Source organism: Halorubrum rutilum, from assembly GCF_024494565.1.
Map to the genome: position 1 here is coordinate 74,413 of NZ_JANHDN010000005.1, position 23,923 is coordinate 98,335.

Sequence of the window (23,923 nt, forward strand, 5' to 3'; positions counted from 1 at the left end):
GTGGTGTTTATCGTCTATGAGCGACACAGTGGATCCGGAGGAGCGCATCGACGAGACGACGACGTGGCCCGACCTCGCGATCGGCCTCTACGACAGGCTCACCGGTCGCAACGCGGAGATCGTCTACGAGTTCGAGGAGATGACCGTCGACGTCCCGAGCGGCACCGGCGACGACGTCGAGCACGCCAACTGGCGGCTCGACGGCACCGTTCGGGTCACGACCCGTGAGCGGGACTGACGCGAAGGCGCCGCTCTCGGTCGTCACGGAGGACCTGACGCTCAGCGTCGACGGCGTCGACCTCGACGTCCGGTCGACGGGCGACCGCCTGTTCGTCGAGGTGGCGACCGTCCGCGACGCCGTCCGCGTCGCGCGACGCCTGCCGAACGACGGCGACGCTACCGGTCCGGCGGCGCTGCTGACCGCGACGGACCTCACCGCCGAGGTGCGCGTCCGCGGTCGGACGGTCGCCGTCGTCGGCGGCGACGCCCGGCCCGGCCTCCTGTCCCGCGAGCTCGACGTCGCCCCGGCGGAGGTCCGACTCGCCGGCGCCCTGGCGGCCGGAGCGAGCGGCCTCTCGGCGGCCGTGAGGGCGCCCCGACGGCTCTTCGCCTGACGAAGCATCAGGGTATCGGTGTGTCCCGTCCGGACGAGCGCCGCCCCGCCTCGGTTCCCCGCCTCCGTCGACCGGTTCTCTTCTCCCATCGATCGGTTCCCTTCCCCCATCGACTGGTTCCCCTACCGGTACCCGCCGACGGAACGAGGCGCACGTATCGACAGCGTGACCGCCGTCCCACCCGGGAACGCGCGGGTTGGGACGGCACGGCCCGTCACATGACAAGAGGCCGCGGTCGTCGGACCGTCGAGGCCAGAGGCGATTTCGCGCTTGGCACGTCGGAGACGTGGGTCAGACGACGGCCGCGGTGGATCGCTGATGGTGGTGACCGCCACGTCGGGTCGCCGTGGGGGGTGCGACCGACGGGACTACAGACGCCCGGCACGGGCTTCGACCGGGCACGCACCGTCGAGGGAGTCGATCCCCGCCGTCTCGGCACGCGATCGGTGCGACCACATTACGATTGAATTCCGAACACGTATTTATACTTTTTCCTTATACACCTGTGATTCTCATCGATAGAACATACGGATCCGGCTACTTTGCCGGGAACTATGAAACGAACGACGAGAAGCGACTATCCCGCGACTGATCGGCGATTTCGACGGACGGCCCCGCGGTGGTCCCCCGCGCCGTCACCGTTTCGGAACCCTTATTTTGCCGTTCGGGAATTGTTAGACGCGCGCCGGAGTAGCTCAGCTGGCAGAGCGATTCCTTCGTAAGGAATAGGTCGAGGGTTCAAATCCCTCCTCCGGCTCTTCTGACGGAACGAAGCGGAGTCGAAGAGCGGCGAGAGGGATTTGAATCGGGGAGTAAAGCGTAGCGGAACGACCGTGGTTCCAGCCTCTCCTCCGGCTTCCCGTCTCTGTCTCCGACCGCGGACGACGCTCCTCAGCTCCGTCGTTCGGTGATCCGCGCGACCACGACGCCGGCGGCGACGAGCATGGCGCCGATGAGACCGTTCAACGCGAGCCCGAGCGATTCGCCGGCGGCCGCGTTCGCGGCGCCGAGGTACAGGAAGAACGCGGCGACCGCGGCGTGGAGGACGAAGACGCCGGTCGGCGCGTTCGCCCCGAGATCGAAGCCGATTGCCATACCTCCCGTACGTCGATTCCGGTGAAAAAGGGCCGGGTTCCGGCCGGATCCGACCCCCTTCCGTCGTGACCGGCGACCCGGCGTGCCCCCGGCGCTCTCGCCACCCCCGTCACCCTCGCTCCCCCCGTCACCGCCGCAGTGCCGGCCGTACCGGCCGTTCCGTCCGGAATCCGATCGTTCGTCCACCCTGTCGCGGTGTGAGTGTTATATTCTATAAAGAATAATAGGGCCGAGGCTATGTGACTCGGTGTCATATGACTTATTATGCGACCGAAATCCGAGAGCGACGGACGAGAACTGTACGAGTGTTTCGAATGCGGGACGCGGACGGACTCCGGCGGCACGTGCGAGTGCGGCGGCGAGCTCAGGCACCTCGGCCGATCGCGGGACCTCTGAGGCGAGCCGGTGCGTGACGGGTCTGCTTCACACGCGAGGGACCGGTCGACGCGCGACGGCCGCTTCCGTCACCCGTCTTCGCGGTCTCCGTTGTCGCGATCCCCGTCGTCGCGGTCTCCGTCTTTGGCGTCGGTCTCCTCGTCATCGCCTTCCACAGTCGCGTCGTACTCGGGGAGCGAGAGCACGTTCTCGCGACCGAGCCGGAACCCGTCGAGGTCGCCCTCGTCGCGGAGCCCGGTCACGACCTGACTCGTCTTGGCGGCGGTCCAGTCGAGCTCCTCGGCGACCCGCTTCTGTTTCATCCGCCCGCCGTTCGCCTCGACGAGCCGGAGCACCTGTTCCTCGTTGCTCAGCAGCTCGTCGTCGACCGGTGGAACGCCGGCTTCGTCGGTCGGTTCGCCGGATCCGCCGGTCGGTTCGCCGGATTCGCCGGTCGGTTCGCCGGGTTCCGGATCCGACCCGTCGCCGGCCGCCGCGCTCGCCCCGGCTGCGCCGCCGCCGGTGGCTGCGTCGCCGTCGCCCGCGCTCGCGGCGGTCGCGTCCGCCTCGGAGCTCGTCGCCGCCGGCGCCCCGTCCCGGGCCGACTCCCTCCACGGTCGGCGGCGATAGCCGACGGCGACGACGGCCGCCACGAGCAGTCCGAGGGCGACGAACGGGAGGGGTCCGGCGGCGAGCCCCTCCGGCTCGATCGTCACCCGCGGCTCGCCCTCGGTGAAGTCCACCGGCCCCTCCCAGACGACGGCGTCCTCGCGGGTCTCCGTGGGCGACGGGGACGCCTCGCCGAGCCGGTAACCGTCGGGCCACGAGACGATGAGCGACGAGGCCTCGTCGAGGAACAGCGCGTCGATCGCGTCGCCGACGCGGAGCCGATCGCCGTCCACGGCCGCGAAGTTGCGCCACTCGAACCGGTAGGTGAGGACGCCGTACGACTGCGGGAGCTCGCGCCGCTCGGCGGTCACGCTGACGTTCGTGACGTTCATCTCGCGGCCCGTCGCGTTCTCGGCCGCGTCCGCCGTCGCGCGCATCCGCTCGCCGAACCGCCCCGTGTACGCGTCCGGGTTCGACGCCACGTCCGCGCGGAGCTCCTCGAAGGCCCGCTCCTCGTCGTCGCTCGCGAGGCGGACCCGGTACTGCGTCTCCCAGACCGCGTCGCCGTCGGGCTCGACCCCGACCTCGATCAGGATGTCGTCCGGCGCGACGTCCATCTGGCCGAAGCCGCCCTCCGGGAGGCCGGCACCGCTCTGTGCGGCCCCGGCCGGCGCGAGGCCGGCGCCGGCGACGACCGCGGCGACGACGAGAAGGAGCACCGTTCGCTGCACGGACTACCCGTTACGAGGCTCGGATAAATTGCTTCCCATCTCCGGAGTGAGATCGGACCGGTCCGACCCGATCGAGGCCCCCTCTGACCGCGGCCCCCCTCGGAACGATCTACCCATCGACGTCGCCGACGATCTCCCGCAGAAGACCGGCGCCGTCGGTCAGCGGCCGGGCGAGACGCTCCGCGACCGCGTCGACGGCGTTCGCGGCCCCCGTAGCGGACCCGTTTCCGCCCCCGCCGCGGTCGCCACCGGCGGGTGAGGACGGCTCATCCGTCGGGGGCGTCGAACCCTCACCGTCGCCGCCGTCGGATTCGTCGGAGGCCCCTCGATCGCTGCCGTCTGATCCGTCGGAGGCTCCTCGATCGCTGCCGTCAGGTCCGTCGGAGGCCCCTTGATCGCTACCATCTGATCCGTCAGGGGCCCCCTGATCGCCGCCGTCCGACCGATCAGAGGCTCCTCCATCCCCGCCGTTTCCGCCGTCGCCGCCGCTCGATCCGTTGGGAGCCCCTCGGCCGCCTCCGCCGTCGCTCGCGTTGGCGGGTCCGTTCCCCGGACCGCCGACCGCGTTCGTCGCGTCGTCGGTCCCGTTACCGTCGGAGTCGTTCCCGTCGCCGCGGCCGGGGCCGCCGTCGCCCGGTCCGTCTCCGGCACCCGGTCCGTCTCCGGCACCCGGTCCGTCTCCGGCGCCCGGTCCGTCACCTGGCCCCGGCCCCGCGTTCGGCGGCGGTCCGCGGGCCTCGGACGCCAGCGGGCGTCCGACGCCGTTGCCGGCGATTCCGCGAGCGATCGCGGCGACCTCGGGGCCGCTGGCGTTCCCCGCCCGCTCGCGCAGCCGGTCGAGGCGCGTCTCGTTCAGACCGCGGTCCGCCCTGGCCGACTCGGGGAGGTCGCGGGCGACCTCGGCGCTCCGGTTCGCCTCCCGCTCGATCGTCTCGGCCCGGGCGCCGAGCTCCGCCATCCGCGCGGCGAACTCGCCGGGAGTCAGCTCGCCGGCGGCGAAGCGCTCGCGGAGCTCCCGCTGGCGCCGCTCGATCTCGCTCAGCCGCTCCTCCGTCCGGTTCAGCCGCTCCGCGACCAGCTCGGCCCGCTCCTCGGGCGCCTCCGTCCGGTTGAGCCCGACCTCGAACGCCCGCGAGTCGATCTCGCCGGCTATCTCGGCCCGTTGGACCCCGATCACGCCGGAGAGGCGCTCACCGGGGCTGATGTCGCCCTCGTCGGTCACGTTCGCCGCCTCGCCGCTCTCCCCCGTCTCGTTCGTCGCCACCGGGTCGGCCTGGCCGACGGTCGCTCCGACGGGGCCGGCCGCGGCGATCCCGGCGGCACCGATCAGTACGACCGCGGCGGCGACGAGCGCGATCCGTCGGTTCATCACCCGACGGTACGCGGCGTATCCACATATAAACCGATCTCCGTTAAGCCGGATCAACGCGGATTAAACGCGGGACTGCGACGGGGTATCCCCGACCCCCGGATCGCCCCCGGCGGTCGATGCCGACTCAGTACGACTTCGCGAAGTAGGCGGTCCGCTCGGCGTCCTCGCCGCAGATCGCGCAGGTCTCGTCGCCGTCGCCGTCGACGAGGGGGTCTTCGTCCTCGAACGGGACCATCACGATCTCGGCGGCCATCGGCTCCTTGATCGGCTCCTCGCACGCCTCGTCGCCGCACCACGGCGTCTTCACGTAGCCGCCGTGCTGCCCGAGCGTCCCGAGGATCTCGGCGCGGTCGTCGGCCTCGCGGACCTCGCCGTCGAGCGTCGCCTCGGCGCTCGCGTACAGCTTCGCGTAGACCTCGTCGAGGTGGTCGCGGACCGTCTCGGCGACCGCCTCCCGATCCTCGACGACGCTCTCGCCGTCGGGGCGATGGACGAGCGTGAGCTCGCCGTCCTCGACCTCGTGGGGACCGATCTCGATCCGGAGCGGGATCCCGTTGAGCTCGTGCTCGTTGAACTTGAAGCCGGGGTTGCGCTCGTCGCGGTCGTCGAGCTCGACGCGGACGCCGGCCTCGTCGAGGTCGTCGGCGACGCCCTCGGCGTACTCCAGCACGTCTTCCTTCGTCTCCTCCTGCCAGATCGGGACGACGACGACCTGCTCGGGGGCGACGCCCGGCGGGAGCACGAGCCCCTGCTCGTCGGAGTGGGTCATGATCAGCGCGCCGAGCGCGCGCCACGAGAGCCCCCACGAGGTCGTGTGCGCGAGCCGCTCCGCCTCGTCCTCGTCGGAGAAGGTGATGTCGAACGCCTCGGCGAACGACTGCCCGAGGTGATGCGAGGTGCCGGCCTGCACCGACTTCCCGTCGGGCATCAGCGCCTCGACGGTCGTCGTCGTGTCCGCGCCGGGGAACTTGTCGTGGTCGGGCTTCTGCCCCTTCAGGACCGGGATCGCCAGCAGGTCCTCGTAGACGGACTCGTACTGGTCGAGCCGCGTCAGGGTCTCGTCCCAGGCGCCCTCGCTCGTCGCGTGCGCCGTGTGGCCCTCCTGCCAGAGGAACTCCTTCGTGCGGAAGAACGGCTTCGTCTCCGTCGCCTCCCAGCGCACGACCGAGCACCACTGGTTCACGCGCAGCGGGAGGTCGCGGTGGCTCCGGACCCACTGGCTGATGTACGGCGTGATGATCGACTCGGAGGTGGGCCGGACCGCGAGCCGCTCTTCGAGCTCCTTGTTGCCCGCCTCGGTCACCCACGCCACCTCGGGGTCGAACCCCTCGACGATGTCCTTCTCGCGTTCGAGGTAGGACTCGGGGATGAAGAGGGGGAAGTAGGCGTTCTGCACGCCGGTGTCCTTGAACTTCGCGTCGAGGAACCCCTGGAGGCGCTCCCAGACGGCGTACGCCCGCGGCCGGGTGACGATGAACCCGCTCATCCCGTCGGGGCCGTAGTCGGCCAGCCCCGCCTTCCGCACGACCTCGGCGTACCACTCGCCGGTGTTGTGTGACTTGGACTCGGTGATCCCGAGCTCCTGGTCGTCGTCGCTCATTGTCGTGTGAAGGGTCGGTCGCGGGCTTAAAACGTCCGAAGCCGCGCGGGCGGGTCCCCGGCCGCGACACGCCACTCGCCCGGAGCCGCGCCCCGTCCGGGGTCGCGACGAGCGCGTCGCCCTCGGGCCCCTCTTCAGATCGCCGGAACGCGGAGAAACGTTAACCCCGTCCGGACGCCTACGGTCGATATGGACCTGACGGGGCTGCGTCGGCACGCGCCCGAGGAGGTGACTCGGGCGCGCCGCGAGGCGGCCGTGCTCGCGCCCGTCATCGAGCGCGGCGGCGAGGCCCACCTGCTGTTCACGAAGCGCGCGGCCCACCTCGGCGAGCACCCCGGACAGATGAGCTTCCCCGGCGGCGGCCGCGAGCCCGTCGACCGGACCCTCACCGACACCGCGCTCCGCGAGGCCGACGAGGAGGTCGGGATGCGCCCGGACGAGGTCGACGTCGTCGGGCGGCTCGACGACACGCGCACCTCCTCCGCGTACCGGATCCGTCCCTTCGTCGGCGTCGCGCCCGACCGCGAGTACGTCCCCGACGAGTCGGAGGTCGCGGCGGTGGCGGTCCTCCCCGTCGCCGAGCTGACCGACCCCGCGAACTACGAGTCCGAGCGCCGCCTCGGGCACCCGGAGTACGGCGACCACCGGGTCCACTACTTCCACGTCGGCGGCTACACCGTCTGGGGCGTGACGGGTCGGATGGTCGTCCAGCTGCTGGAGCGCACGACCGACTGGCGCGCGCCCGAGGAGGTCGACCGGGTGGTCGGGGCCGACGCCGAGCTCCCGATCTGAGGCCGGACCGGTCCCGGATAGCCAGGTTTACCAGGTAGCAGCAAAAGACGCCGGTGTGTCGGAACTCGTCGAGACGCTCCGCGGCGTCGACGGCGCCGAGGCGCGCGTGATCGCCTCCCTCGGCTCCCTCGACTTCGAGGTCGAGTACATCCGGGAAGACGTCGAGTCGCGGTACTCGGGGGGAGACCTCGAATCCGCCTACCGGCTGATCATGGCGAATCAGGTCACCGGCGACGAGTTCAAGGACCTCATCGACGAGGCGTTCGAGGCCCAGGCCCTGTTCTTCGAGAACGTCGTCGTGCTCGTGTCGCCCTCGGCGCGCTACGAGGCCGTCTTCGCGTCGTTCGACCGGACCGAGCCGTTCCCCGTCACCGAACTCATCGACGCCGCCGACCGGCTCTGACCGGACCGGACGCGGCCCGGGGACGGCGACCGTCACGCGCTCGGTTCGACCGCCAGCCGCAGCGTCACGGGCGCGCCCTCGGCGAGCGCGGCCACGAGGTCGCGGTCGAGGTCGGCGGCCGCGCCGTCGCCCGCGACGAAGACCGTGCGCTCGTCGTCCGTGTACTCGCTCGTCCGGCCGACCATCGAGCGGTCGTCGAGCAGCGCGAGCCCGGGGTCGCCCCGCCCGACGATCTCGTCGACGTGCGCGGGGTCCGCGAGGTCCGCGGCGTCCGCCCCCGGCTCTCCGACCGCGAACGTCGCCGTGATCGTCGCGGCCGCGTCCCGACACGCCTCGCGGAACTCGGGGGAGAAGTCGCGGGGCGCGCGGTCGGCACCGACGCCGACGATGCAGTCGCCCGCGGGGGTGAGCCAGTCGTCGGTCGTGAGTTCGACGGTGCTCGCGTGCTCGGCGGTGACGTGCTCGTGGCCGGTCGCGCGGACGACCTCGACGAGGCGGTCGTCCGCTTCACCGTTCGCGTCGTCAGTCCCCGCGTCTGCGTCGCTCATGCTCGTCGGGTCGGCGCCGGCGCGACAAGTGGCTGCCGTCTCGGCTCGGGCGGGCGTCGCTTCAGATGTCCGCGCCCTCGGCGAGCGCGGGGATCAGCCGGGCGGGGTTCTTGGCGAACACCCGGCGCATCAGGTCCTCAGAGACGTCGAGGGTGAGCACCTCCATCACCCCGACGTTCGGGTGGACGTCGGGCGCGCCGGAGCCGAAGAGGACGCGGTCCGGGTGCTCCAAGACGCCGCGTTCGAGCACTTCCCGGTAGCGGACCGCGCTCGTCTCGACGTAGAGCCGGTCGTACTCGTCGAGCAGGTCGAGCGTCTCGTTCATCAGGTCGGCGTCGAGCGGGTAGCCGCCGAAGCTCGCGAGCACCACGGGGAGGTCGTAGTCGAGCAGCTCGCGCTCGACGGCGTCGGGCGGGAATTTCCTGCCGGCGTGGACGATGAGGGGGAGGTCGGCCGCCTCCAGCCGGGCGAGCACGTCCTCGTTCGGGAGCCCGTCGACGTGCGGGACGAGCGTGAACCCGTGGAAGCGGTCGTCGTAGGAGTACTGCTCGACGTCGTCGGGCCGGGCGTGGTGGTCGTCCCGCTCGGCGCGCAGGTTCCGCACCGCGGCGACGGGGCCGTCGCCCGGATCGCGGGGGCCGTTGAGCCGGGCGAACGCGACGAACGGCCGGTCGATCGAGAGGCGCGCGACCGCGTTGTTCGCGCGGAGGTAGCTCCGTCCGGACGCGCGGCGGCCGGGGCTCGCGACCGCGCGCACGACGCCCGCCTGGTGCATCTCGCGCTCTAGCCGCTCGGGGGAGATGTCCCGGCCGTGGGTGGCGACCGAGGACTCGTCCGGGTCGAGCGTCGCGCGGGTGTCGATGATCCGGAAGTCGTGTTCCAGCCCGAGCATCTACCGGCCCCTCTCGGGGGATCCGCATGTGCCTGTCGGTCTCACGCGCGCCGGGCCGACTCGGCTCCCCCGAGCGCGCCGGCGACCCACGCCGAGCGAAGGCCGAAGGGCGACCGCGTCCCCGTCCGGACATGGAACTCGTCGAAGCGACCGAGGACGACCTCGGCGCTCTCGTCGACAGATGGTTCGACCTCGCGACGTCGATGGAACGGTACTCCGAACTGAACGAGGTCGCCTACGCGGACGCGGCGGCGGTCCCAGACGACGGCTTCCGCGCGCACCTGAACGATCCGTCGGTGACCGACTACCTCGTCGTCGACGGCGACGAGACCGTCGGGTTCGTTACGCTCGAAACGGGCGAGCGACCCTCCCGACAGCGGGGTCGGTACCTCGAGATCGTGAACCTCGAAATCGACGAAGAGCGTCGGAGTCAGGGGTACGGCACGGCGGTCGTGGAACGGGTGACGGAGCTGGCTCGCGACGAGGAGCGCGACTACCTCACCGTCTCGTGCGAGTGGGGCAACGACGACGCGCGACGGTTCTACCGGGACGCGGGGTTCGAACCCAAGCAGGTGACGTACGCGCGGCCGCTGGAGTGAGCGGGGAGTCGGGACGCCGTCGGCGACGGCCCCTCCTCCCCGCGCCGCTCACGGCCCCGCGGTCGAGACGATCTTCACCACGTCGCCCTCGCTCAGCTCGTGGCCCTCCCCGATCCGCCGCGCGGAGCGCGCGTCGACCGCGTGCAGGTACCCCTCGCCGATGTCGGTGTGAACCGCGTACGCCAGGTCCGGCGGGGTGGCCCCCGACGGGAGGAGGAAGGCGTCGGGGAGGACGTCGCCCGTCCCGTCCGTCCACTTCGAGGCGTCCTGTACCGGGTAGACCGTGATCCGGTCGAGCAGGTCGTAGACGGCGGCGTTCAGCGCGGCCTGGACGCCGGTCCCGCCGTGTTCGGCCATCGCGTCGCGGATCGCGTCGAGCCCCCTGCGCTGCTCCTCGGAGATGTCGCCGCGGACCTCGAAGTCGCCGTCGCCGGGGTCGTAGTCGACGACGCCCGCCTCGGCCGCCCGGCGCAGCCCCAGTTCGCCGTCGGCGGTCGCCGGGACCACGGGCTTGTCGGTCCCCTCGCGGATCCGGTCGAGCGCGCCCTCCGGCGCGGCGTCGACCTTGTTGGCGACGACGACGATCGGCTTGGTGCGCCGGCGCGTCGCCCGCGCGAGCGCCTCGCGGTCGCCGTCGCTCCACGCCTTCGGGTCGTCGGGGTACTCCAGCCCGCGGAGGACGGCCGTCACGTCGCGTTCCGTCGCGCCGAACCCGGTCAGCAGCTCCGCGATCGACGCCTCCAGGTCGAAGTCGGGCGAGCGCGACTTGCGCTCGACGCCCTCCCAGTTGCGGTCGACGATGCCCGCGAGCCACAGGTCCATCTCCTCCTCGACGAAGTCCACGTCGTCGAGCGGGTCGTGCGCGCCGACCTCGACCGGCTCGCCCTCGGCGTTCGTCGCCCCGGAGGCGTCGACGACGTTCAGGACGACGTCGGCGTTCGTCAGCTCGTCGAGGAACCGGTTGCCGAGCCCCTTCCCCTCGTGGGCGCCCGGCACGAGCCCGGCCACGTCGAGGAGCTCGACCGGGACGTACCGCTTCCCGTCGCGGCAGTTCTCGTTGCCGCAGCGCTCCTCGCGGTCGAGACAGGGGCACTCGGTCCGGACGTGGGTGACCCCGCGGTTCGCGTCGATCGTCGTGAACGGGTAGTTCGCGACGTCGACGTCGGCCATCGTCGCGGCCGTGTAGAAGGTGGACTTCCCGGCGTTCGGCTTCCCCGCCAACGCGACCGTGATCATGGTCGTGGGTCGCGGCGCGGCGGAAAGCGCCTTTCGGTCGGGCGGGCCGCGGTCGACGGTCTCCATGCCGGCGCCCCGGCCGACCGGTCACGGGAACTCGACGAGGTCGTCGTCGACGCCCCGGAGGCTCTCCGCCAGCCGCGACTCCGGCGGCACGGCGTCGAGGAACGCCTCGGAGCCGAACGGGGCGTCCCCGTTGACCGACGCCATCCCGAGGTCGGCGGGATCGCCGTCGAGCCCCGTGAGGAACGCGACGGTGCGGACCGCCGGAACGTCCTCCACGCGGGCCGCGACGTCGACGGAGCCGTACAGCGACCGGTGCGTGGCCACGTGGTGGACGCAGGTCGGCGTCGGCGCGAACAGGAGCAGGTAGCGCGCGCCCGGCTCGGTGCGGCCCAGCTTCGGCCGGAGCGCGTGCCGGTCGTCGGCGTGGAAGTACCGCTCCATCCGCCGGTACTGGCGCAGGACCTCGTTCGCGCCGGTCGCGCGGCGCACGGCCGCGTCGGCCTTGAGCTCGATCACGTGGTCGACGCGCTCGGGCGTCCGCAGCCGGACGTAGGCGTCGACGACCCCGCGCCGCCCGTCGGCGTCGTACGGCTCCTCCAGCCGCACCTCGGGGTCGTCGCGGGCGGCCGCGTAGTGGTCGACGACGCGCGTCGCCAGCTCGTCCTCCCGCATACGTCGCGACCTCGGTGCCGCCGGCGAATAAAGGCGCCGACGGCGCGGCCGCGGTCCCTCGCTCCGAGGAACCACTTAACCCCTCTGACCGTTCCGACGATCCGGGGCGTAGCAAGAGGTATGTAAGGGTCGAACCCCTACCTCCGACGATGTCTGACAGACTGAGTAGACGGCGGTACGTCGCCGGAACCGGAGCCGCGCTCGCCCTGGGAACGCTCGCCGGCTGTTCCGGCGGCGGGGGCGGCGGTGACGGCGGTGACGGGTCGGACGGTTCCGACGGCGGCTCGGGCGGCGCGGGGGAGGCCCTCGACGACGTCCCGAGCGAGATCGACGACTACCTCGCGGACGCCCGGATGTACGAAGGCACCATCGCCGACTACACCGGTCAGGACGAGGTCACCGTCGCCGTCGGCGCCGGCGACATCGGCTACGCGTTCGATCCCCCGGCGATCCGAATCGACTCCAGCACGACCGTCGTCTGGGAGTGGACCGGCCAGGGCGGCGCTCACAACGTCGCCTCCGTGGAGGCGTCCGAGTCCGACTTCAACAGCGGTAACGCGGTCGCCGAGGAGGGAACGACCTTCGAGCAGTCGTTCGACAACACCGGGATCCAGCTCTACCAGTGCACGCCGCACCAGGCGAACGGGATGCTCGGCGCCATCGAGGTCGTCGAGGCCTGACGCCGGGCCGATCTCGCAGCGGTTCCCGATTTTTCCGACGGCGCCGACACCGACGCCGAGCCGGACGGCCGCGGGTCCGGCCCCGACTACGGGAGGAACGACCAGCGCACGTCGACGATCCGGTCGTGCTCGGTCGTCACGGTCGGCCGCGCGAGGTGGTCGTTCGCGTTGACTCCCGCCTCCGCCAGCCGCGCGAGGGCGTCTTCGAGCGACCGGTCCGATCGCTCGACCGCGGCGTCGCGCTCGTACGGCGCGTCGATCGGCTCGTCGGGCGCGTTCGCGACGTCGACCTCGTCCGCGAGGGCGGCGCCGATCGCGCGCGGCGGCTGGTGGAAGTGCCAGCCGCGGACCGTGAGGAACAGCCAGACGTCGCCGTTGATCGCGTGGTACTCCCCGGTGACGCGCGATCCCTCGTGGGCGACGATCCGCGACAGGACCGCGGTCTTCGTCCGGTAGAGGGCGTCCTTGCGGGCCGAACGGACGTTGCTCTCGGTGACGTCGCCGCGGTCGTAGGCCGCGGTCGCCTCGTCGGCGAACCGCTTCGCGACCTTGTTGACGACGTACAGCGATTCGAGCAGGTCGTCCGTCGGTTCGAGCGGGTCCACGGTGAGTCCTCGGTCGGAGGTGTCACCGCCAGTTCGGCGCGTCGACGACATAGGCGTTTCGGGGGCTCCCGGGGCACGAGCGCGCGCCGAAGCGAAAGGCCGAGCGACCACCGAAACGAGGGCCGAGCGATCGCGGAAGCGAAGGACCGAGCGATCGCGGAAGCGAAGGACCGAGCGATCGCGGAACGGGGACCGGATGGTTAATTCTTTAAGCGCACGGACGAAGGTGGTGGCAAGCAATGTCGGACGACTCGCTCAAACTCTACACAGCGATATACGTCGCGCTCCTGATCGCGGCGACGCTGAACTTCATTCTCTTCGAGGCCACGTTCATCGAGTTCACGTACGCCCAGGCGCTCGGCGGGACGCTGGTGATCGCGACGGTCAAGACGCTGCTCATCGTCGCCTACTTCCAGCACCTCCGGTGGGAGAACCGCTCGCTCACCTACGTGATGGCGCTCGCGCTCGCGCTCACGATGCTACTGATGGCCGCCGCGACCTACTCCATCTCGTAGCGCAGTCGCCTCCGTTCTCCGGCCCGCTCCGTCTTCCGACCTCCTCCGTCTCCAGACGCCCCCGATCGATCCGGTAGTTCTGACACGTTCGGACGTGTTTTTTGTGCCCGTGCGCGAAGGGTATCGTATGGAACTCCGCGACGCCACCGCAGACGACGTCGACGCGATCCGAGAAGTCGCCCGCGAATCGCTGATCGCCTCCTACGGTCACGCGGTCGACGAGGCGCTGCTCGCCGAGGCGGTCGACGAGTGGTACGACCGGGACGACCTCGTCGCGGACATCGACGACGGGACGACGGTGTGTCCCGTCGCCGTCGTCGACGACGCCGTGGTCGGGTTCGCCGAGAGCTACGTGGTCGGGCGGCGCGAGCGGGTCGGCGAGATCGACTGGCTCCACGTCCACCCGGACCACCGGGGCTCCGGCATCGGCTCCGCGCTCCTCGAACGCGTCGAGGCGGAGCTCCGGGACGCCGACGTCGACCGCATCGAGGCGCGGGTCCTCGTCGCCAACGAGGTCGGGACCGCGTTCTACGAGGGCGAGGGGTACGAGCTGGTCGGCGAGCGGCGCGTGGAGATCGGCGAGGAGACGTTCGACGAGCGCGAGTACCGCAAACAGGTCAGCCGCCTGACGGGCATCTCTGAGGGCACCGTCGAGACGGCCGCCGGCGACACCGTCTACGTCGCCTTCGACGAGAGCGAGCGCGGCTCCGACGGTCCCTTCTACGTCGCCTACGCCGACCCCGACCGAGAGCGGCGCTACGGCTACTTCTGCGGGAACTGCGAGGGGACCGACGTCGCCATCGACACGATGGACCGCATGGAGTGCGGCGACTGCGGGAACCGGCGGAAGCCGTCGCGCTGGGACGCCGCCTACTGAGCCGCGCGCGTCGCACCGCCTCGACCCGTAGCGATCCCCGCTACAGCGTCTCCTTCACGCCAAGCACCCGCTCCTCAGCCTCGCGTCCGGGGTCCCACTCGCTCCCGTCGCGCTCGGCCTCCCGGTGCTCGGCGACGGTCCGCGCCATCGCCTCGTCGACCGGGGTCGACTCCCAGCCGAGGTCGGCGAGCGCGCACGTGTCGAGCAGGTGGGGGTACTCCCGGTAGAGCGGGAAGTCGTCGGGTTCGAGCCCGCCGGCCGCGAGCGCGTCGGCGCTCGCCGGCACGACCTCGGGATCGGCCCCGGCGGCCTCGGCGATCGCGTCCAGCGTCTCTTCGAGGGTGAACGCCCGCCGGTCGCCGACGTTGTAGGCGGCGCCGGGGTCGCCGCGCTCGGCGGCGATTCGGAGCGCGCTCGCCACGTCCTCGACGTACGCGCGGTGCCAGAGGTTCTGGCCGTCGCCGGGGACGACGACGCGGTCGTGCGAGAGCACGCGGTCGATCCAGTAGTCGAGCCGCTCCGTGTAGTCGTACGGCCCGTAGACGACGCAGGGCCGGACCGCGGTCGCGCTGACGCCCTCCTCGGCGGCCTCGAACACGATCCGGTCGCCCTCGGCCTTCCGGTTCCCGTACGTCTCGTCGCTCTCGTCGGTCGCCTGTTCGTCGGTACACGGCTCTAGCGGCGTCTCTCCCTCGCGCTTGGGGATCTCCTCGGCGGCGTAGCTCGACCCCGACGAGACGTACACGTAACCGTCGACGTCGGCGAAGACGTCGACCGCAGTCGCCACGTCGTCGGGGCGGTAGGCGACGCAGTCGATCACGACGTCGGGCTCCGCGGAGAGCTTCGCCGTGCGCAGGGCGCGCTCGCTCGTCCGGTCGCCCTCGACGTGCGTCACGCGGTCGTCGTCGGCGAAGGGGTCCTCGCGGTTGCCGCGGTTGAGCATCGCCACGTCGTAGCCGTTCGCGAGCAGGTCGGAGACGGTGTGTCGCCCGATGAACCGGGTGCCGCCGACGACGAGCGCCGTGTCGGTCATACGGGATCTGGGTCCGACGCACTCAAAAGCGTGACCGAACCGAAACGGGTCGCGCAGCCGGGAGGCCGACGACTCAGTCGCCGTACTTCGACCGCGGTCCGTCGCCGCGCCAGCGCCGGTAGAGGAGGTACGCTATCCCGAGCCCGAGGAACCACGTCCCGACCCCGAACACCGCGTATCCGATCCCGATCAGGAAGTCGCCGGCCGGGAATCCGAGCATATCTCGACTCGGCGTCTCGGCAACATAAACGCTCCGAGCGAGGGGCAGTTACACGGTCCCGAAGGTCGTATCCCGCCCCATGACAGACCGCAGCCGCCGTCGGCCGTGGCTCGCCGCGCTGCTGGCGCTCGTCGTCTCCGGGCTCGGGCACGCCTACCTCCGCCGCTGGGCTCGCGCGCTCGGCTGGTACGTCGCGGTCACCGCGGCGGTCGTCGCGCTCGTTCCCGACGCGGCGGTCGACGGACTGATCGCCGGCGACGTGCCGCCGCTCGCCGACGTCGCGCCGGCCGTGCTCGTCGTCGCCGCCAGCGTGATCGACGCGTACGTCACGGCGCACCGACAGAACCGCGAGTACGAACGCGAACGGCGGACGGCGTCGGAGCCGGCCGATCGGGAGGCGTCGGCGGAGCGGATGGACGCCGCGTCGGGAACGAGCGCAACGACCGAGCCTCGGGACCCGCCGGCGTCCGACGAGACGCCCGACGCGGACGCGGCCCCGTGTCCGCACTGCGGCCGCGAGACCGATCCGTCCTTCGACTTCTGTCAGTGGTGCGCCGAGCCGATCGACGAGTGAGGTCGACCGAGAGAGCGACGCGCGAGCTATCGGAACGCGGTCGGCCTAGAAAAGAACCGTCGGAAACGGGACCGCGACCGCCGCCTCAGAAGAGGTAGAACAGCGGGAAGATGAACACCCAGACGATGTCGACGAAGTGCCAGTAGAGGCCGAAGTACTCCACCGGCCGCTCGTCGTCCATGTAGTGGCCCTGGTAGGCCCGGACGAACAGGTAGCAGGCGATCAGGAGTCCCCCGACGACGTGGATGCCGTGAAGTCCCGTGGTGACGTAGTAGATCGACGCCTGCACCGGGTCGCCGTACGGGTTCTGCGCGATGAGGACGCCCACGTCGTATATCTCGTGGTGCCACTCCCACATCTTGATCGCCAGGAAGGTGAACCCGAGCAGGATCGTCGCGCCGAGCGAGGCCAACAGCCCCTTCCGGCTCTCTCGGTGGGCCGCGACGAGCGCCAGGATCACCGTGAACGAGGAGGTGATCAGCACGAACGTGTTGATGAGCCCCGGGAGTGACTCCGTCAGCGGCTCCCACGTCATCCAGCCGGCGTTGTACCGGACGAAGATGGCCGCCGAGAGGAACGCCCCGAAGACGATGACGTCGGACGCTAGGAAGAACCACATCCCCAGCTTCACCTTCTCGACGCCGTTGAACGGCCACCGCTCGGCGAACTCGCTCGGTGGCGCGTAGAAGTCCTCTAACCCCCACATCACGCCGGACGCGACCAGCCCGACGAAGCCGACGAGGATGAACGTCGGGTAGAGGAAGCTCGAAATCTCGACGCTCGTCGACGCGAGCGACTCGCCGACGATGAACGTGACCGAGTCGGCGAACCCGGAGAGCCCGAACATGAAGAACGCGGTCATCAGCGAGAGGGCGAACGGCCAGATGCTCGCGTGGCTCGGGTGTTTGTCCCAGTACGGGTACTCCTTGATGTGGTCCGAGTGCGTGTCGCCGCCGTCGGTCGCGGCGTTCCCGTCGCCGTCGGTCTTCACCGCGGGCCCGCCGTCGGGGACGAAGTCCTTCACGAACTCGAGCTTCCCGGACGCGTACGACGGCCGGTTCGGCCAGTTTTCGAGCGGCGGCGGCGAGGAGACCGCCCACTCGGCGGTCCGCGAGTAGTCCCACGGGTTGTCGCCCGCCTCGGGGCCGGAGACGTACGACTTCGCGAAGTTGTAGAACATGATAAAGAAGGAGAACCCGAGGATGAACGCCCCGATCGTCCCGATCTGGTGGAACGACTGGAACTCGGGGTTGTACTCGAAGACGCGGCGCGGGGTCTCCCAGGCGAGGAACATGGAGAAGTACACCATGTTGAAGCTGACGAAGAAGATCACGAAGTGGAGCTTCCCCAGCAGCTCGTCGTACATCTTCCCCGTGATCTTCGGGAACCAGTAGTAGGCCCCGCCGAACAGCGCCGTCGCCCCCCCGAACATCACGTAGTGGAAGTGCGCGACCACCCAGTAGGTGCCGCGGAACTCGTAGTCGAGGACGATGGCGCCGAGGAACACCCCGGTGATGCCCCCGAGAATGAACAGCAGGAGCGCGCCGAACGCGAAGAGGAACGGCGTCGTGAACTGGATCCGCCCCTTGATCAGCGTGTAGATCAGCGAGAAGACGACGAGGTCGAAGGGGAGCGAGATGCCGATGGTTGTCGCCATCATCAGCGTCTTGATCTCCAGGTTGATCGTCGTGAGGAACATGTGGTGCATCCACACGAGGAACGACTGGACGGAGATGAGACAGATGGAGATGATGACCCACTTCCGGCCGACGAGCCGGCGGCCGGAGAACGTCTGGAACAGCTCCAACATGACGCCGAGCGCCGGGAAGAAGACGATGTACACCTCCGGGTGACCGAAGAACCAGAACAGGTGCCCCCACAGGAGGGAGCCGCCCTCAGTCGCCGAGAAGTACACCGAGCCGAGCACGCGGTCGGCGGCGAGGATAAGCCCCGCGGCGAGCATCGCGGCGAACGCGAACAGCATCATCCACACGGTCGCGAGGATGCTCCACGTGAACATCGGCATGTCCATGATCCCCATCCCCTCGGCGCGCGAGTGGTGGATCGACACGAGGAAGTTCACCGACGAGGCGGTGACTCCGATGATGAACACCGCGAGCGCGAGGACTGCCCCCGTCGACCCGATGCTCGGCGTGTACATCGGGATGTTGAGCGGGGCGTACATCGTCCAGCCGGCGCTCAGCGTGCCGCCCTGGAAGAAGCTGACTCCCAGCAGTACGCCGGAGAACAGGTACATCCAGTACGAGAGCGCGTTCAGCCGCGGGAAGGCCAAGTCGTCGGCACCGATCTGGAGCGGGACGAAGTAGTTCGCGAAGCCGAAGGCGAACGGCGAGAGGAACCAGAACACCATTATCAGCCCGTGGGCCGTCACCGCTTCGTTGTACGCGAGTCCGGAGAGCACCTGGTTCGCGGGGTCCCAGAGCTGAACGCGGATCAGCAGCGCCAGCACGCCGCCGAACAGCAGGAAGAACAGCGCGGTGATCGTGTAGAGGATGCCGACGTCCTTGTGGTTCGTCGTCACGAGCCAGCGCTTGACGGAGGTCGTCGGCGGGAGCTCGCTCACGCGGGAACACCCCCAACGGCGGCGCTCACGCTCGCGCTGGAGGAGTTACCCTCCGCGGCGTCGCCGCCCGTCTCCTCGTACCACTCCCGCCACTCGTCCTGCGGGAGGACCGTGATCTGCCCTTTCATCGCCGAGTGCCCCTGTCCGCACAGCTCGAAGCACTCGACCCTGTACGTCGCCTCACCGCCCTGCGCCTCGACCTCCTCGGAACTCACGGAGAACCAGTTGGAGTTGGTCTCTCCGGGGATAGCGTCGGATTTTATCCGCAACTCCGACGAGCCGAAGTTGTGCCAGACGTCGCGTGAGGTCACCTCGATGTCGATGCGCTGGTCGGCCGGCACGACCATCTCGCCGGTCGTGGTGTGACCGTTCGGATACTCGTACTCCCAGCCGAACTGATACCCCTCGACGAGGATCTCGATATCGCCCTCGTCACCCGTGTCGGGGCCCTCCTCGACGTAGAGGAGGATGCCGTACGCGTACACGACGAGACTGATGACGACGATCGCGCTCAGCCCGAACGACAGGAACAGCTTCTTCGCCTTCGGACCGCCCTGTCCCGTCGGGAGTTCGCCGACCGTCGGCGCGTCGAAGCTCTCTTTCGGTTCGCCTCCGTCGTCGCGGTACTTGTACACGTTCCACAGCGTGTATGCGACGACGATCGTCCCGACGAGCGTCCCGAGCGCGAGGAAGACGAAGAATATCTCCTCGAACACCTCCGCCTGCGCGCGCCAGTCGCCCCCGGGTTGCAGGATAATTGGATCTATCATGTTCCTCTATCAGCTCTTGACTCACACTTGGCGATGGCACACTTAGCTCTTGTGTAGCGCGACCGGAAACCCCGTGTCCGCCCCCCGATCCGACGCCTCTCCGACGGGGACGAAGAGCCGATCCGAACGCGTATACGAAGGCTATTTGTACACGCGAACGGACCGCCTAACAACGAACCCCACCATGGTCTCACTCACGCTCTTGAGCACGGCACTAATGGGGCTGCTCGCCGCGGCCACCTTCCTCGCCGTCGCGAAGGTCGGCGCGCGGCGGACGGCGCCCGGGACGGACGCGTCGCACGACAGATACGCCGTCGTCGTCGGCGCGCTCCGCGACTTCGTCCGCCGGCCGGTCGTGTGGGCCGTCACCTTCGTCGTCGTCACGGTCGGCATCGGCGCTGTCGCGCTGCTCGCGGTCGGCAGCTTCGGGCTCCCGGAGGGGCTTTCCGGCAGCCTCCTCGGCGTCACCTACGCCGCGGTCGGGCTGCTCGTGACCGGCTTCGTCTTCCTCGGCGCCTACTTCAGCGCCCGGGGGCGCGGGCTCGGGAACGCGCACGGCGTCGCGGCGGGCTCGTTCGCCGCGGGGCTCGTCTTCCTCGTCCTCATCGCGGTCCAGCTCCTCGTCGGCGTCATCGGCTGAGTGCGGTCCCGTCGATCCGTTCCCGTCGCGCCCCGCGAGACGACCGCGTCCCGGTCAGCGTCTCAGATCTCCTCGGCGAACGGTCGGCGAAGAAACCGCGACCCGGCGACCGCGACTCCCTTCCCGGACCGCGCCGACCTCCCTACGCGACCGCGACGCCGTTCCGCGCGAGGAAGTCGCTCGCGGCCTTGATCTCGACCGGGCTGCCGATGATCCGACAGTAGCCGTCGGCCTCCACGACCGTCACGGTGAACCGCTCCCGGAACCGCCCGCCGATGCCGTCGAGGGCGCGACACGGGAGGACGATCTGCGTGCTGTCACGGAGGCTCGACGGATCGGGCATTCGACGTGCGTGTGGGTCGCGCGTGGCGGATAATAACCGTATCGAAGTATCGACACGATCGCGGCCGACTCGCACGGACCGTCGAGACGGACTCGAACGGACCGCCGCGAGAGTCGCACGGACCGCCGCAGCGGGCGGATCCCGGAGGGCTCTCGCGGACCGCGGCGGCCGGTCCCCGACCGGTCTGCGAACCCTCCGACGGACCGAAGGAACACCTTTAACGAGGCGAACGGCCGACAGTACGCCAATGGGACTGGAAGAGGAGATCGAGGACCTCCGCGAGGAGATCGCCGAGACGCCCTACAACAAGGCCACGGAGGCCCACATCGGGCGCCTGAAGGCGAAGCTCGCGGAGAAGAAGGAGAAGCTGGAGAACCAGTCCTCCGCCGGCGGCGGCCACGGCTATGCGGTCGAGAAGCACGGCGACGCCACGGTCGCCTTGGTCGGGTTCCCGAGCGTGGGCAAGTCCACCCTCATCAACGCCCTCACCAACGCCGACAGCGAGGTCGGCTCCTACGAGTTCACGACGCTCGACGTCAACCCCGGCATGCTGAAGTACCGCGGCGCGAACATCCAGATCCTCGACGTGCCGGGGCTGATCGAGGGCGCCGCGGGCGGCCGCGGCGGCGGGAAGGAGGTGCTCTCGGTCGTCCGGACCGCAGACCTCGTGGTGTTCATGCTCTCCGTCTTCGAGATCGAGCAGTACGACCGGCTCCGCGAGGAGCTGTACGCGACCAACATCCGCCTCGACACGGAGCCGCCGAACATCAACATCCGGAAGACGCACAAGGACGGGCTCGGCGTGACGATGAGCGACGAGGTGAGCCTCGACGAGGAGACGGTCAAGCAGGTGCTCCGCGAGTACGGGTACGTCAACGCGAAGGTGACGATCCCCCACGACCTCACGATCGACGAGCTCGTCGACGCCGTGATGGACAACCGGGAGTACCTCCCGTCGATGGTCACGGTGAACAAGGCCGACCTCATCGACAGGAGCTACCTCCCGACCGTCAAGGAGGAGCTCCGCGAGCGCGACCTCGACCCCGACGACGTGCTCTTCATCTCCGCCGAGAAGGAGCTCGGGCTCGACGGGCTCAAGGAGCGCCTCTGGGAGGAGCTCGGCGTCATCCGGATCTACATGGACAAGCCCGGCCGCGGCGTCGACTACGAGGAGCCGCTCATCCTCTTCGAGGGCGACACGGTCGGCGACGCCTGCGCGAAGATCGGCGGGGAGTTCGACGAGCGGTTCAAGTTCGCGCGCGTCTCCGGCCCGAGCGCGAAACACGACGACCAGCAGGTCGGGAAGGGCCACGAGCTGGCCGACGAGGACGTGCTCCGGATCGTCGCGCGGAAGTGAGGGCGCGACCGCTCGGCGGTCGCGGAAGCGGCTCGGAGGCTACAGCCCGAGCTCCCGGCCGAGCACCACGTGCTGGATCTCGCTCGTCCCCTCGCCGATCTCCATCAGCTTCGCGTCGCGGTAGAAGCGCTGCGGCGCGAAGTCCGTGGTGTAGCCGTAGCCGCCGAGCGTCTGGACCGCCTCCTCGGCCACCTCGCGGGCCGCCTCGCTGGCGTCGAGCTTCGCCAGCGACGACTCCCTCGTCACCGACTCGCCGGCGTCGTACCTCGTCGCCGCCTTATGCGTGAGCAGCCGCGCGCGCTCCGTCTGCCGGTGCATGTGGACGACCTTGTCGCGGATCGTGTCGAACTTCGCGATCGGCTTCCCGAACTGCTCGCGCTCGCCGGCGTACTCCTTGGCCGCTTCGTACGCCCCCTGCGCGAGCCCGACCGACAGCGCCGCGATGGAGATCCGGCCGCCGTCCAGCGTCTTCATCGTCTGCGTCCACCCCTCGCCCTCCTCGCCGAGCAGCCGGTCCGCCGGGATCCGCACGTCGTCCAGCCTGATCTCGCAGGTCGGCGAGGAGTTGAGCCCCATCTTGTCCCAGACGGTCGCGATCTCGAACCCGTCGTCGTCGGGGTCGACGATGAACGTCGAGATCCCGTCGTAGCCGGCGTCCGGGTCGGTGACGGCCTTCACCAGCACGCTGTTGGCGACGTTCGCGTTCGTGATGAACTGCTTCGTCCCGTTCAGCACGTACTCGCCGGCGTCGGCGTCGAACTCGGCGGTCGTGTCCATGTCGGAGGCGTCGGAGCCGCTGCCGGGCTCGGTGAGCGCCCACGCGCCGATCTCGCCGCCCTCGGCGAGGGGTCGGAGCCATTCCTCCTTCTGCTCGTGGGTCCCGAACAGCTCGATCGGCTTCGCGCCGAGGGAGGTGTGGGCGGCGTACGAGAGGCCGATCCCGCCCGAGACGCGGCCGAGCTCCTCGGTGACGAGGGCGTACATGAGCTGGTCGCCGCCGAGCCCGCCGTACTCCTCGCTCACGGGGACGCCCATCATATCGAGGTCGTTCAGGTCGGCGAAGACCTCGTCGGGGAACCGGTGCTCGTCCTCGATCTCCTGAGCGATCGGCCGGATCTCCTCCTCGCAGAACTCCCGGACGGTGTCGCGTATCATCCGGTGTTCCGCGGGTAGCTCGAAGTCCATGGGCAAGAATTGCGACCCGCCGGCATAAACGATGCGAACGACCGTGATCGATTCTACGCGCTCGCCCCCGCCTCCCGGTCGCGCGCCCGCCTCACCTCTCGGTCGCGAGCCCGTCTCGGCCCCCAACCGCGCCTCCGGGCGCCGACCGGGGACGCCACTTATGTCCCGTCGCCGCGTTCGGTCTCCACATGGAGCTCCGCCGGCTCGTGCGCGGTCGCGTGGACTGGCCCGACATCGAGCGGGTCGTCCGGGAGCTGGCGGACCGGTACGACCGCGACGGGATGCGGGTGCGGTTCCTCGACGCCGACAACTGGCTGTCGACGCCGATGGTCGTCGACGACGACCTGTTCGTGAAGGTGATCACGAGACAGAACACGCTCGTCCACACGCTGTTCACCACCGGGCGGAACCTCGGGGCCGTCTCCGCCGGCACCGAGGGCTTCTTCGAGCGCTACGAGACGCCCTACGAGATGGCCCGCCACGAGCTGGAGGCGACTCGCAGGGTGAGGGGGCTCGGCGTCAACGCGCCGGAGCCGATCGAGGCGCTGGAGGTCGGCGACCTCGGCGTCGTCGTCTTGGAGTACCTCCCCGAGTTCCGGACGCTCGACGAGCTCGACCGGGCGGCGGTCGCCGAGCTGGCGCCCGCGCTGTTCGCGACGCTCCGGACCATCCACGACGCCGGGCTCGCCCACGGCGACCTCCGGGCGGAGAACGTCCTCGTGCGGGACGGCGAGCTGTACGTCATCGACGCGACGAGCGTGAGCGAGGCGGGCCGCGAGTCGGCGCGGTCGTACGACCTCGCGAGCGCGCTCGCGGCGCTGGAACCCCTGATCGGCGCGCCCGACGCGATCGGCGCCGCGCTCGGCGGCTACTCGACCGACGAGCTGCTCGCGGCCCGGCGGTTCCTCGACTTCGTCGCGATCCGCCCCGACCACGACTTCGAGGCCGCGGAGCTGAAGGGGGAGTTGGAGAAGCGGACGGCGTAGGGGTCGGGGA

General features: G+C 70.0%; 28 protein-coding genes and 1 tRNA gene. 14 read left to right on the plus strand and 15 right to left on the minus strand.

Features of this window, described 5'->3' with window-relative positions; genetic code table 11:
- The first annotated feature begins 16 nt into the window (after window positions 1-16).
- The 3 genes from NO900_RS11370 to NO900_RS11380 all read left to right on the plus strand — a co-directional run bounded on the left by NO900_RS11370 (window position 17) and on the right by NO900_RS11380 (window position 1,371).
- Window positions 17-238: a hypothetical protein gene (locus NO900_RS11370; protein WP_256409341.1), complete on the plus strand. Its 222-nt coding sequence runs from the start codon at window positions 17-19 to the stop codon at window positions 236-238.
- A complete protein-coding gene (locus NO900_RS11375) occupies window positions 225-614 on the plus strand; it encodes a peptide ABC transporter ATP-binding protein (protein WP_256409342.1) in 390 nt (129 codons plus the stop codon). The genes NO900_RS11370 and NO900_RS11375 overlap by 14 nt, the downstream gene beginning before the upstream one ends.
- A gap of 684 nt (window positions 615-1,298) precedes the next feature.
- Window positions 1,299-1,371, plus strand: a tRNA-Thr gene (locus NO900_RS11380).
- A 134-nt stretch (window positions 1,372-1,505) separates the two neighbouring features.
- Here the strand turns inward: NO900_RS11380 and NO900_RS11385 are convergent.
- A complete protein-coding gene (locus NO900_RS11385; protein WP_256409343.1) occupies window positions 1,506-1,709 on the minus strand; it encodes a hypothetical protein in 204 nt (67 codons plus the stop codon).
- Window positions 1,710-1,973: 264 nt separating this feature from the next.
- On the opposite strand from NO900_RS11385, the gene NO900_RS11390 reads away from it, so the two are divergent.
- Window positions 1,974-2,105 (plus strand): rubrerythrin-like domain-containing protein, encoded by a 132-nt coding sequence (locus NO900_RS11390; protein ID WP_256409344.1) that lies wholly within the window; start codon window positions 1,974-1,976, stop codon window positions 2,103-2,105.
- A 68-nt stretch (window positions 2,106-2,173) separates the two neighbouring features.
- On the opposite strand, the gene NO900_RS11395 is transcribed toward NO900_RS11390, so the two are convergent.
- The 3 genes from NO900_RS11395 to proS form a co-directional block, all read right to left on the minus strand.
- Window positions 2,174-3,424: a helix-turn-helix transcriptional regulator gene (locus tag NO900_RS11395; protein WP_256409345.1), complete on the minus strand. Its 1,251-nt coding sequence runs from the start codon at window positions 3,422-3,424 to the stop codon at window positions 2,174-2,176.
- Between the two features lie 109 nt (window positions 3,425-3,533).
- Complete coding sequence (locus NO900_RS11400; RefSeq protein ID WP_256409346.1) at window positions 3,534-4,793, minus strand: DUF7096 domain-containing protein; 1,260 nt, start codon at window positions 4,791-4,793, stop codon at window positions 3,534-3,536.
- Between the two features lie 127 nt (window positions 4,794-4,920).
- Window positions 4,921-6,396 carry a proline--tRNA ligase gene (proS, locus tag NO900_RS11405; protein WP_256409347.1) on the minus strand — a complete coding sequence of 492 codons (1,476 nt, stop codon included), beginning with the start codon at window positions 6,394-6,396 and terminating at the stop codon, window positions 4,921-4,923.
- A 189-nt stretch (window positions 6,397-6,585) separates the two neighbouring features.
- On the opposite strand from proS, the gene NO900_RS11410 reads away from it, so the two are divergent.
- Window positions 6,586-7,188 carry an NUDIX hydrolase gene (locus NO900_RS11410; RefSeq protein WP_256409348.1) on the plus strand — a complete coding sequence of 201 codons (603 nt, stop codon included), beginning with the start codon at window positions 6,586-6,588 and terminating at the stop codon, window positions 7,186-7,188.
- A 55-nt stretch (window positions 7,189-7,243) separates the two neighbouring features.
- On the plus strand, window positions 7,244-7,591 hold the full coding sequence (locus NO900_RS11415) for a DUF7522 family protein (RefSeq protein ID WP_256409349.1): 348 nt from the start codon (window positions 7,244-7,246) through the stop codon (window positions 7,589-7,591).
- A gap of 32 nt (window positions 7,592-7,623) precedes the next feature.
- Here the strand turns inward: NO900_RS11415 and NO900_RS11420 are convergent, their stop codons facing one another.
- Entirely contained in the window at window positions 7,624-8,139 is a 516-nt protein-coding gene (locus NO900_RS11420; protein WP_256409350.1) for a DUF371 domain-containing protein, read from the minus strand.
- 61 nt (window positions 8,140-8,200) lie between these two features.
- Window positions 8,201-9,031, minus strand: a complete 831-nt coding sequence (locus NO900_RS11425; RefSeq protein WP_256409351.1) for an amidohydrolase family protein — start codon at window positions 9,029-9,031, stop codon at window positions 8,201-8,203.
- A gap of 131 nt (window positions 9,032-9,162) precedes the next feature.
- Between NO900_RS11425 and NO900_RS11430 the strand changes: the two genes are divergently transcribed.
- Entirely contained in the window at window positions 9,163-9,630 is a 468-nt protein-coding gene (locus tag NO900_RS11430; RefSeq protein ID WP_256409352.1) for a GNAT family N-acetyltransferase, read from the plus strand.
- A 48-nt stretch (window positions 9,631-9,678) separates the two neighbouring features.
- Here NO900_RS11430 and NO900_RS11435 read toward each other — a convergent pair whose 3' ends face one another.
- Together NO900_RS11435 and NO900_RS11440 are read right to left on the minus strand one after the other, a co-directional pair.
- Entirely contained in the window at window positions 9,679-10,866 is a 1,188-nt protein-coding gene (locus NO900_RS11435; RefSeq protein ID WP_256409353.1) for a redox-regulated ATPase YchF, read from the minus strand.
- A gap of 87 nt (window positions 10,867-10,953) precedes the next feature.
- The gene (locus NO900_RS11440) at window positions 10,954-11,544 is read right to left on the minus strand and encodes a hypothetical protein (protein WP_256409354.1); all 591 of its coding nucleotides are present in this window, start codon (window positions 11,542-11,544) and stop codon (window positions 10,954-10,956) included.
- A gap of 149 nt (window positions 11,545-11,693) precedes the next feature.
- Here NO900_RS11440 and NO900_RS11445 point away from each other — a divergent pair, with 149 nt between their 5' ends.
- Window positions 11,694-12,224 carry a halocyanin domain-containing protein gene (locus NO900_RS11445; protein ID WP_256409355.1) on the plus strand — a complete coding sequence of 177 codons (531 nt, stop codon included), beginning with the start codon at window positions 11,694-11,696 and terminating at the stop codon, window positions 12,222-12,224.
- An 86-nt stretch (window positions 12,225-12,310) separates the two neighbouring features.
- Here NO900_RS11445 and NO900_RS11450 read toward each other — a convergent pair whose 3' ends face one another.
- A complete protein-coding gene (locus NO900_RS11450; protein WP_256409356.1) occupies window positions 12,311-12,829 on the minus strand; it encodes a hypothetical protein in 519 nt (172 codons plus the stop codon).
- Window positions 12,830-13,068: 239 nt separating this feature from the next.
- Between NO900_RS11450 and NO900_RS11455 the strand changes: the two genes are divergently transcribed.
- Window positions 13,069-13,344, plus strand: coding sequence for a cytochrome C oxidase subunit IV family protein (locus NO900_RS11455; protein WP_256409357.1), 276 nt, complete (start codon window positions 13,069-13,071; stop codon window positions 13,342-13,344).
- Between the two features lie 127 nt (window positions 13,345-13,471).
- Window positions 13,472-14,221: a GNAT family N-acetyltransferase gene (locus NO900_RS11460; RefSeq protein ID WP_256409358.1), complete on the plus strand. Its 750-nt coding sequence runs from the start codon at window positions 13,472-13,474 to the stop codon at window positions 14,219-14,221.
- 40 nt (window positions 14,222-14,261) lie between these two features.
- Here the strand turns inward: NO900_RS11460 and NO900_RS11465 are convergent, their stop codons facing one another.
- A complete protein-coding gene (locus NO900_RS11465; RefSeq protein WP_256409359.1) occupies window positions 14,262-15,254 on the minus strand; it encodes an NAD-dependent epimerase/dehydratase family protein in 993 nt (330 codons plus the stop codon).
- 73 nt (window positions 15,255-15,327) lie between these two features.
- Window positions 15,328-15,474, minus strand: coding sequence for a hypothetical protein (locus NO900_RS11470; protein WP_256409360.1), 147 nt, complete (start codon window positions 15,472-15,474; stop codon window positions 15,328-15,330).
- Window positions 15,475-15,553: 79 nt separating this feature from the next.
- Between NO900_RS11470 and NO900_RS11475 the strand changes: the two genes are divergently transcribed.
- Window positions 15,554-16,048, plus strand: a complete 495-nt coding sequence (locus tag NO900_RS11475) for a zinc ribbon domain-containing protein (protein WP_256409361.1) — start codon at window positions 15,554-15,556, stop codon at window positions 16,046-16,048.
- Between the two features lie 85 nt (window positions 16,049-16,133).
- Here NO900_RS11475 and NO900_RS11480 read toward each other — a convergent pair whose 3' ends face one another.
- Together NO900_RS11480 and coxB are read right to left on the minus strand one after the other, a co-directional pair.
- A complete protein-coding gene (locus tag NO900_RS11480; RefSeq protein ID WP_256409362.1) occupies window positions 16,134-18,632 on the minus strand; it encodes a cbb3-type cytochrome c oxidase subunit I in 2,499 nt (832 codons plus the stop codon).
- A complete protein-coding gene (coxB, locus tag NO900_RS11485) occupies window positions 18,629-19,402 on the minus strand; it encodes a cytochrome c oxidase subunit II (RefSeq protein ID WP_256409363.1) in 774 nt (257 codons plus the stop codon). Before coxB ends, NO900_RS11480 begins: the two co-directional genes overlap by 4 nt.
- Before the next feature lie 184 nt (window positions 19,403-19,586).
- Here coxB and NO900_RS11490 point away from each other — a divergent pair, with 184 nt between their 5' ends.
- Window positions 19,587-20,042 carry a hypothetical protein gene (locus NO900_RS11490; RefSeq protein WP_256409364.1) on the plus strand — a complete coding sequence of 152 codons (456 nt, stop codon included), beginning with the start codon at window positions 19,587-19,589 and terminating at the stop codon, window positions 20,040-20,042.
- A 142-nt stretch (window positions 20,043-20,184) separates the two neighbouring features.
- On the opposite strand, the gene NO900_RS11495 is transcribed toward NO900_RS11490, so the two are convergent.
- Window positions 20,185-20,385, minus strand: a complete 201-nt coding sequence (locus NO900_RS11495) for a VNG_1110C family protein (protein ID WP_256409365.1) — start codon at window positions 20,383-20,385, stop codon at window positions 20,185-20,187.
- A 247-nt stretch (window positions 20,386-20,632) separates the two neighbouring features.
- Between NO900_RS11495 and NO900_RS11500 the strand changes: the two genes are divergently transcribed.
- Window positions 20,633-21,742 (plus strand): OBG GTPase family GTP-binding protein, encoded by a 1,110-nt coding sequence (locus tag NO900_RS11500; RefSeq protein WP_256409366.1) that lies wholly within the window; start codon window positions 20,633-20,635, stop codon window positions 21,740-21,742.
- A 39-nt stretch (window positions 21,743-21,781) separates the two neighbouring features.
- On the opposite strand, the gene NO900_RS11505 is transcribed toward NO900_RS11500, so the two are convergent.
- Window positions 21,782-22,927, minus strand: a complete 1,146-nt coding sequence (locus tag NO900_RS11505; protein WP_256409367.1) for an acyl-CoA dehydrogenase family protein — start codon at window positions 22,925-22,927, stop codon at window positions 21,782-21,784.
- A 188-nt stretch (window positions 22,928-23,115) separates the two neighbouring features.
- Between NO900_RS11505 and NO900_RS11510 the strand changes: the two genes are divergently transcribed.
- A complete protein-coding gene (locus NO900_RS11510) occupies window positions 23,116-23,913 on the plus strand; it encodes an RIO1 family regulatory kinase/ATPase domain-containing protein (RefSeq protein WP_256409368.1) in 798 nt (265 codons plus the stop codon).
- The last annotated feature ends 10 nt before the right edge of the window (window positions 23,914-23,923 follow it).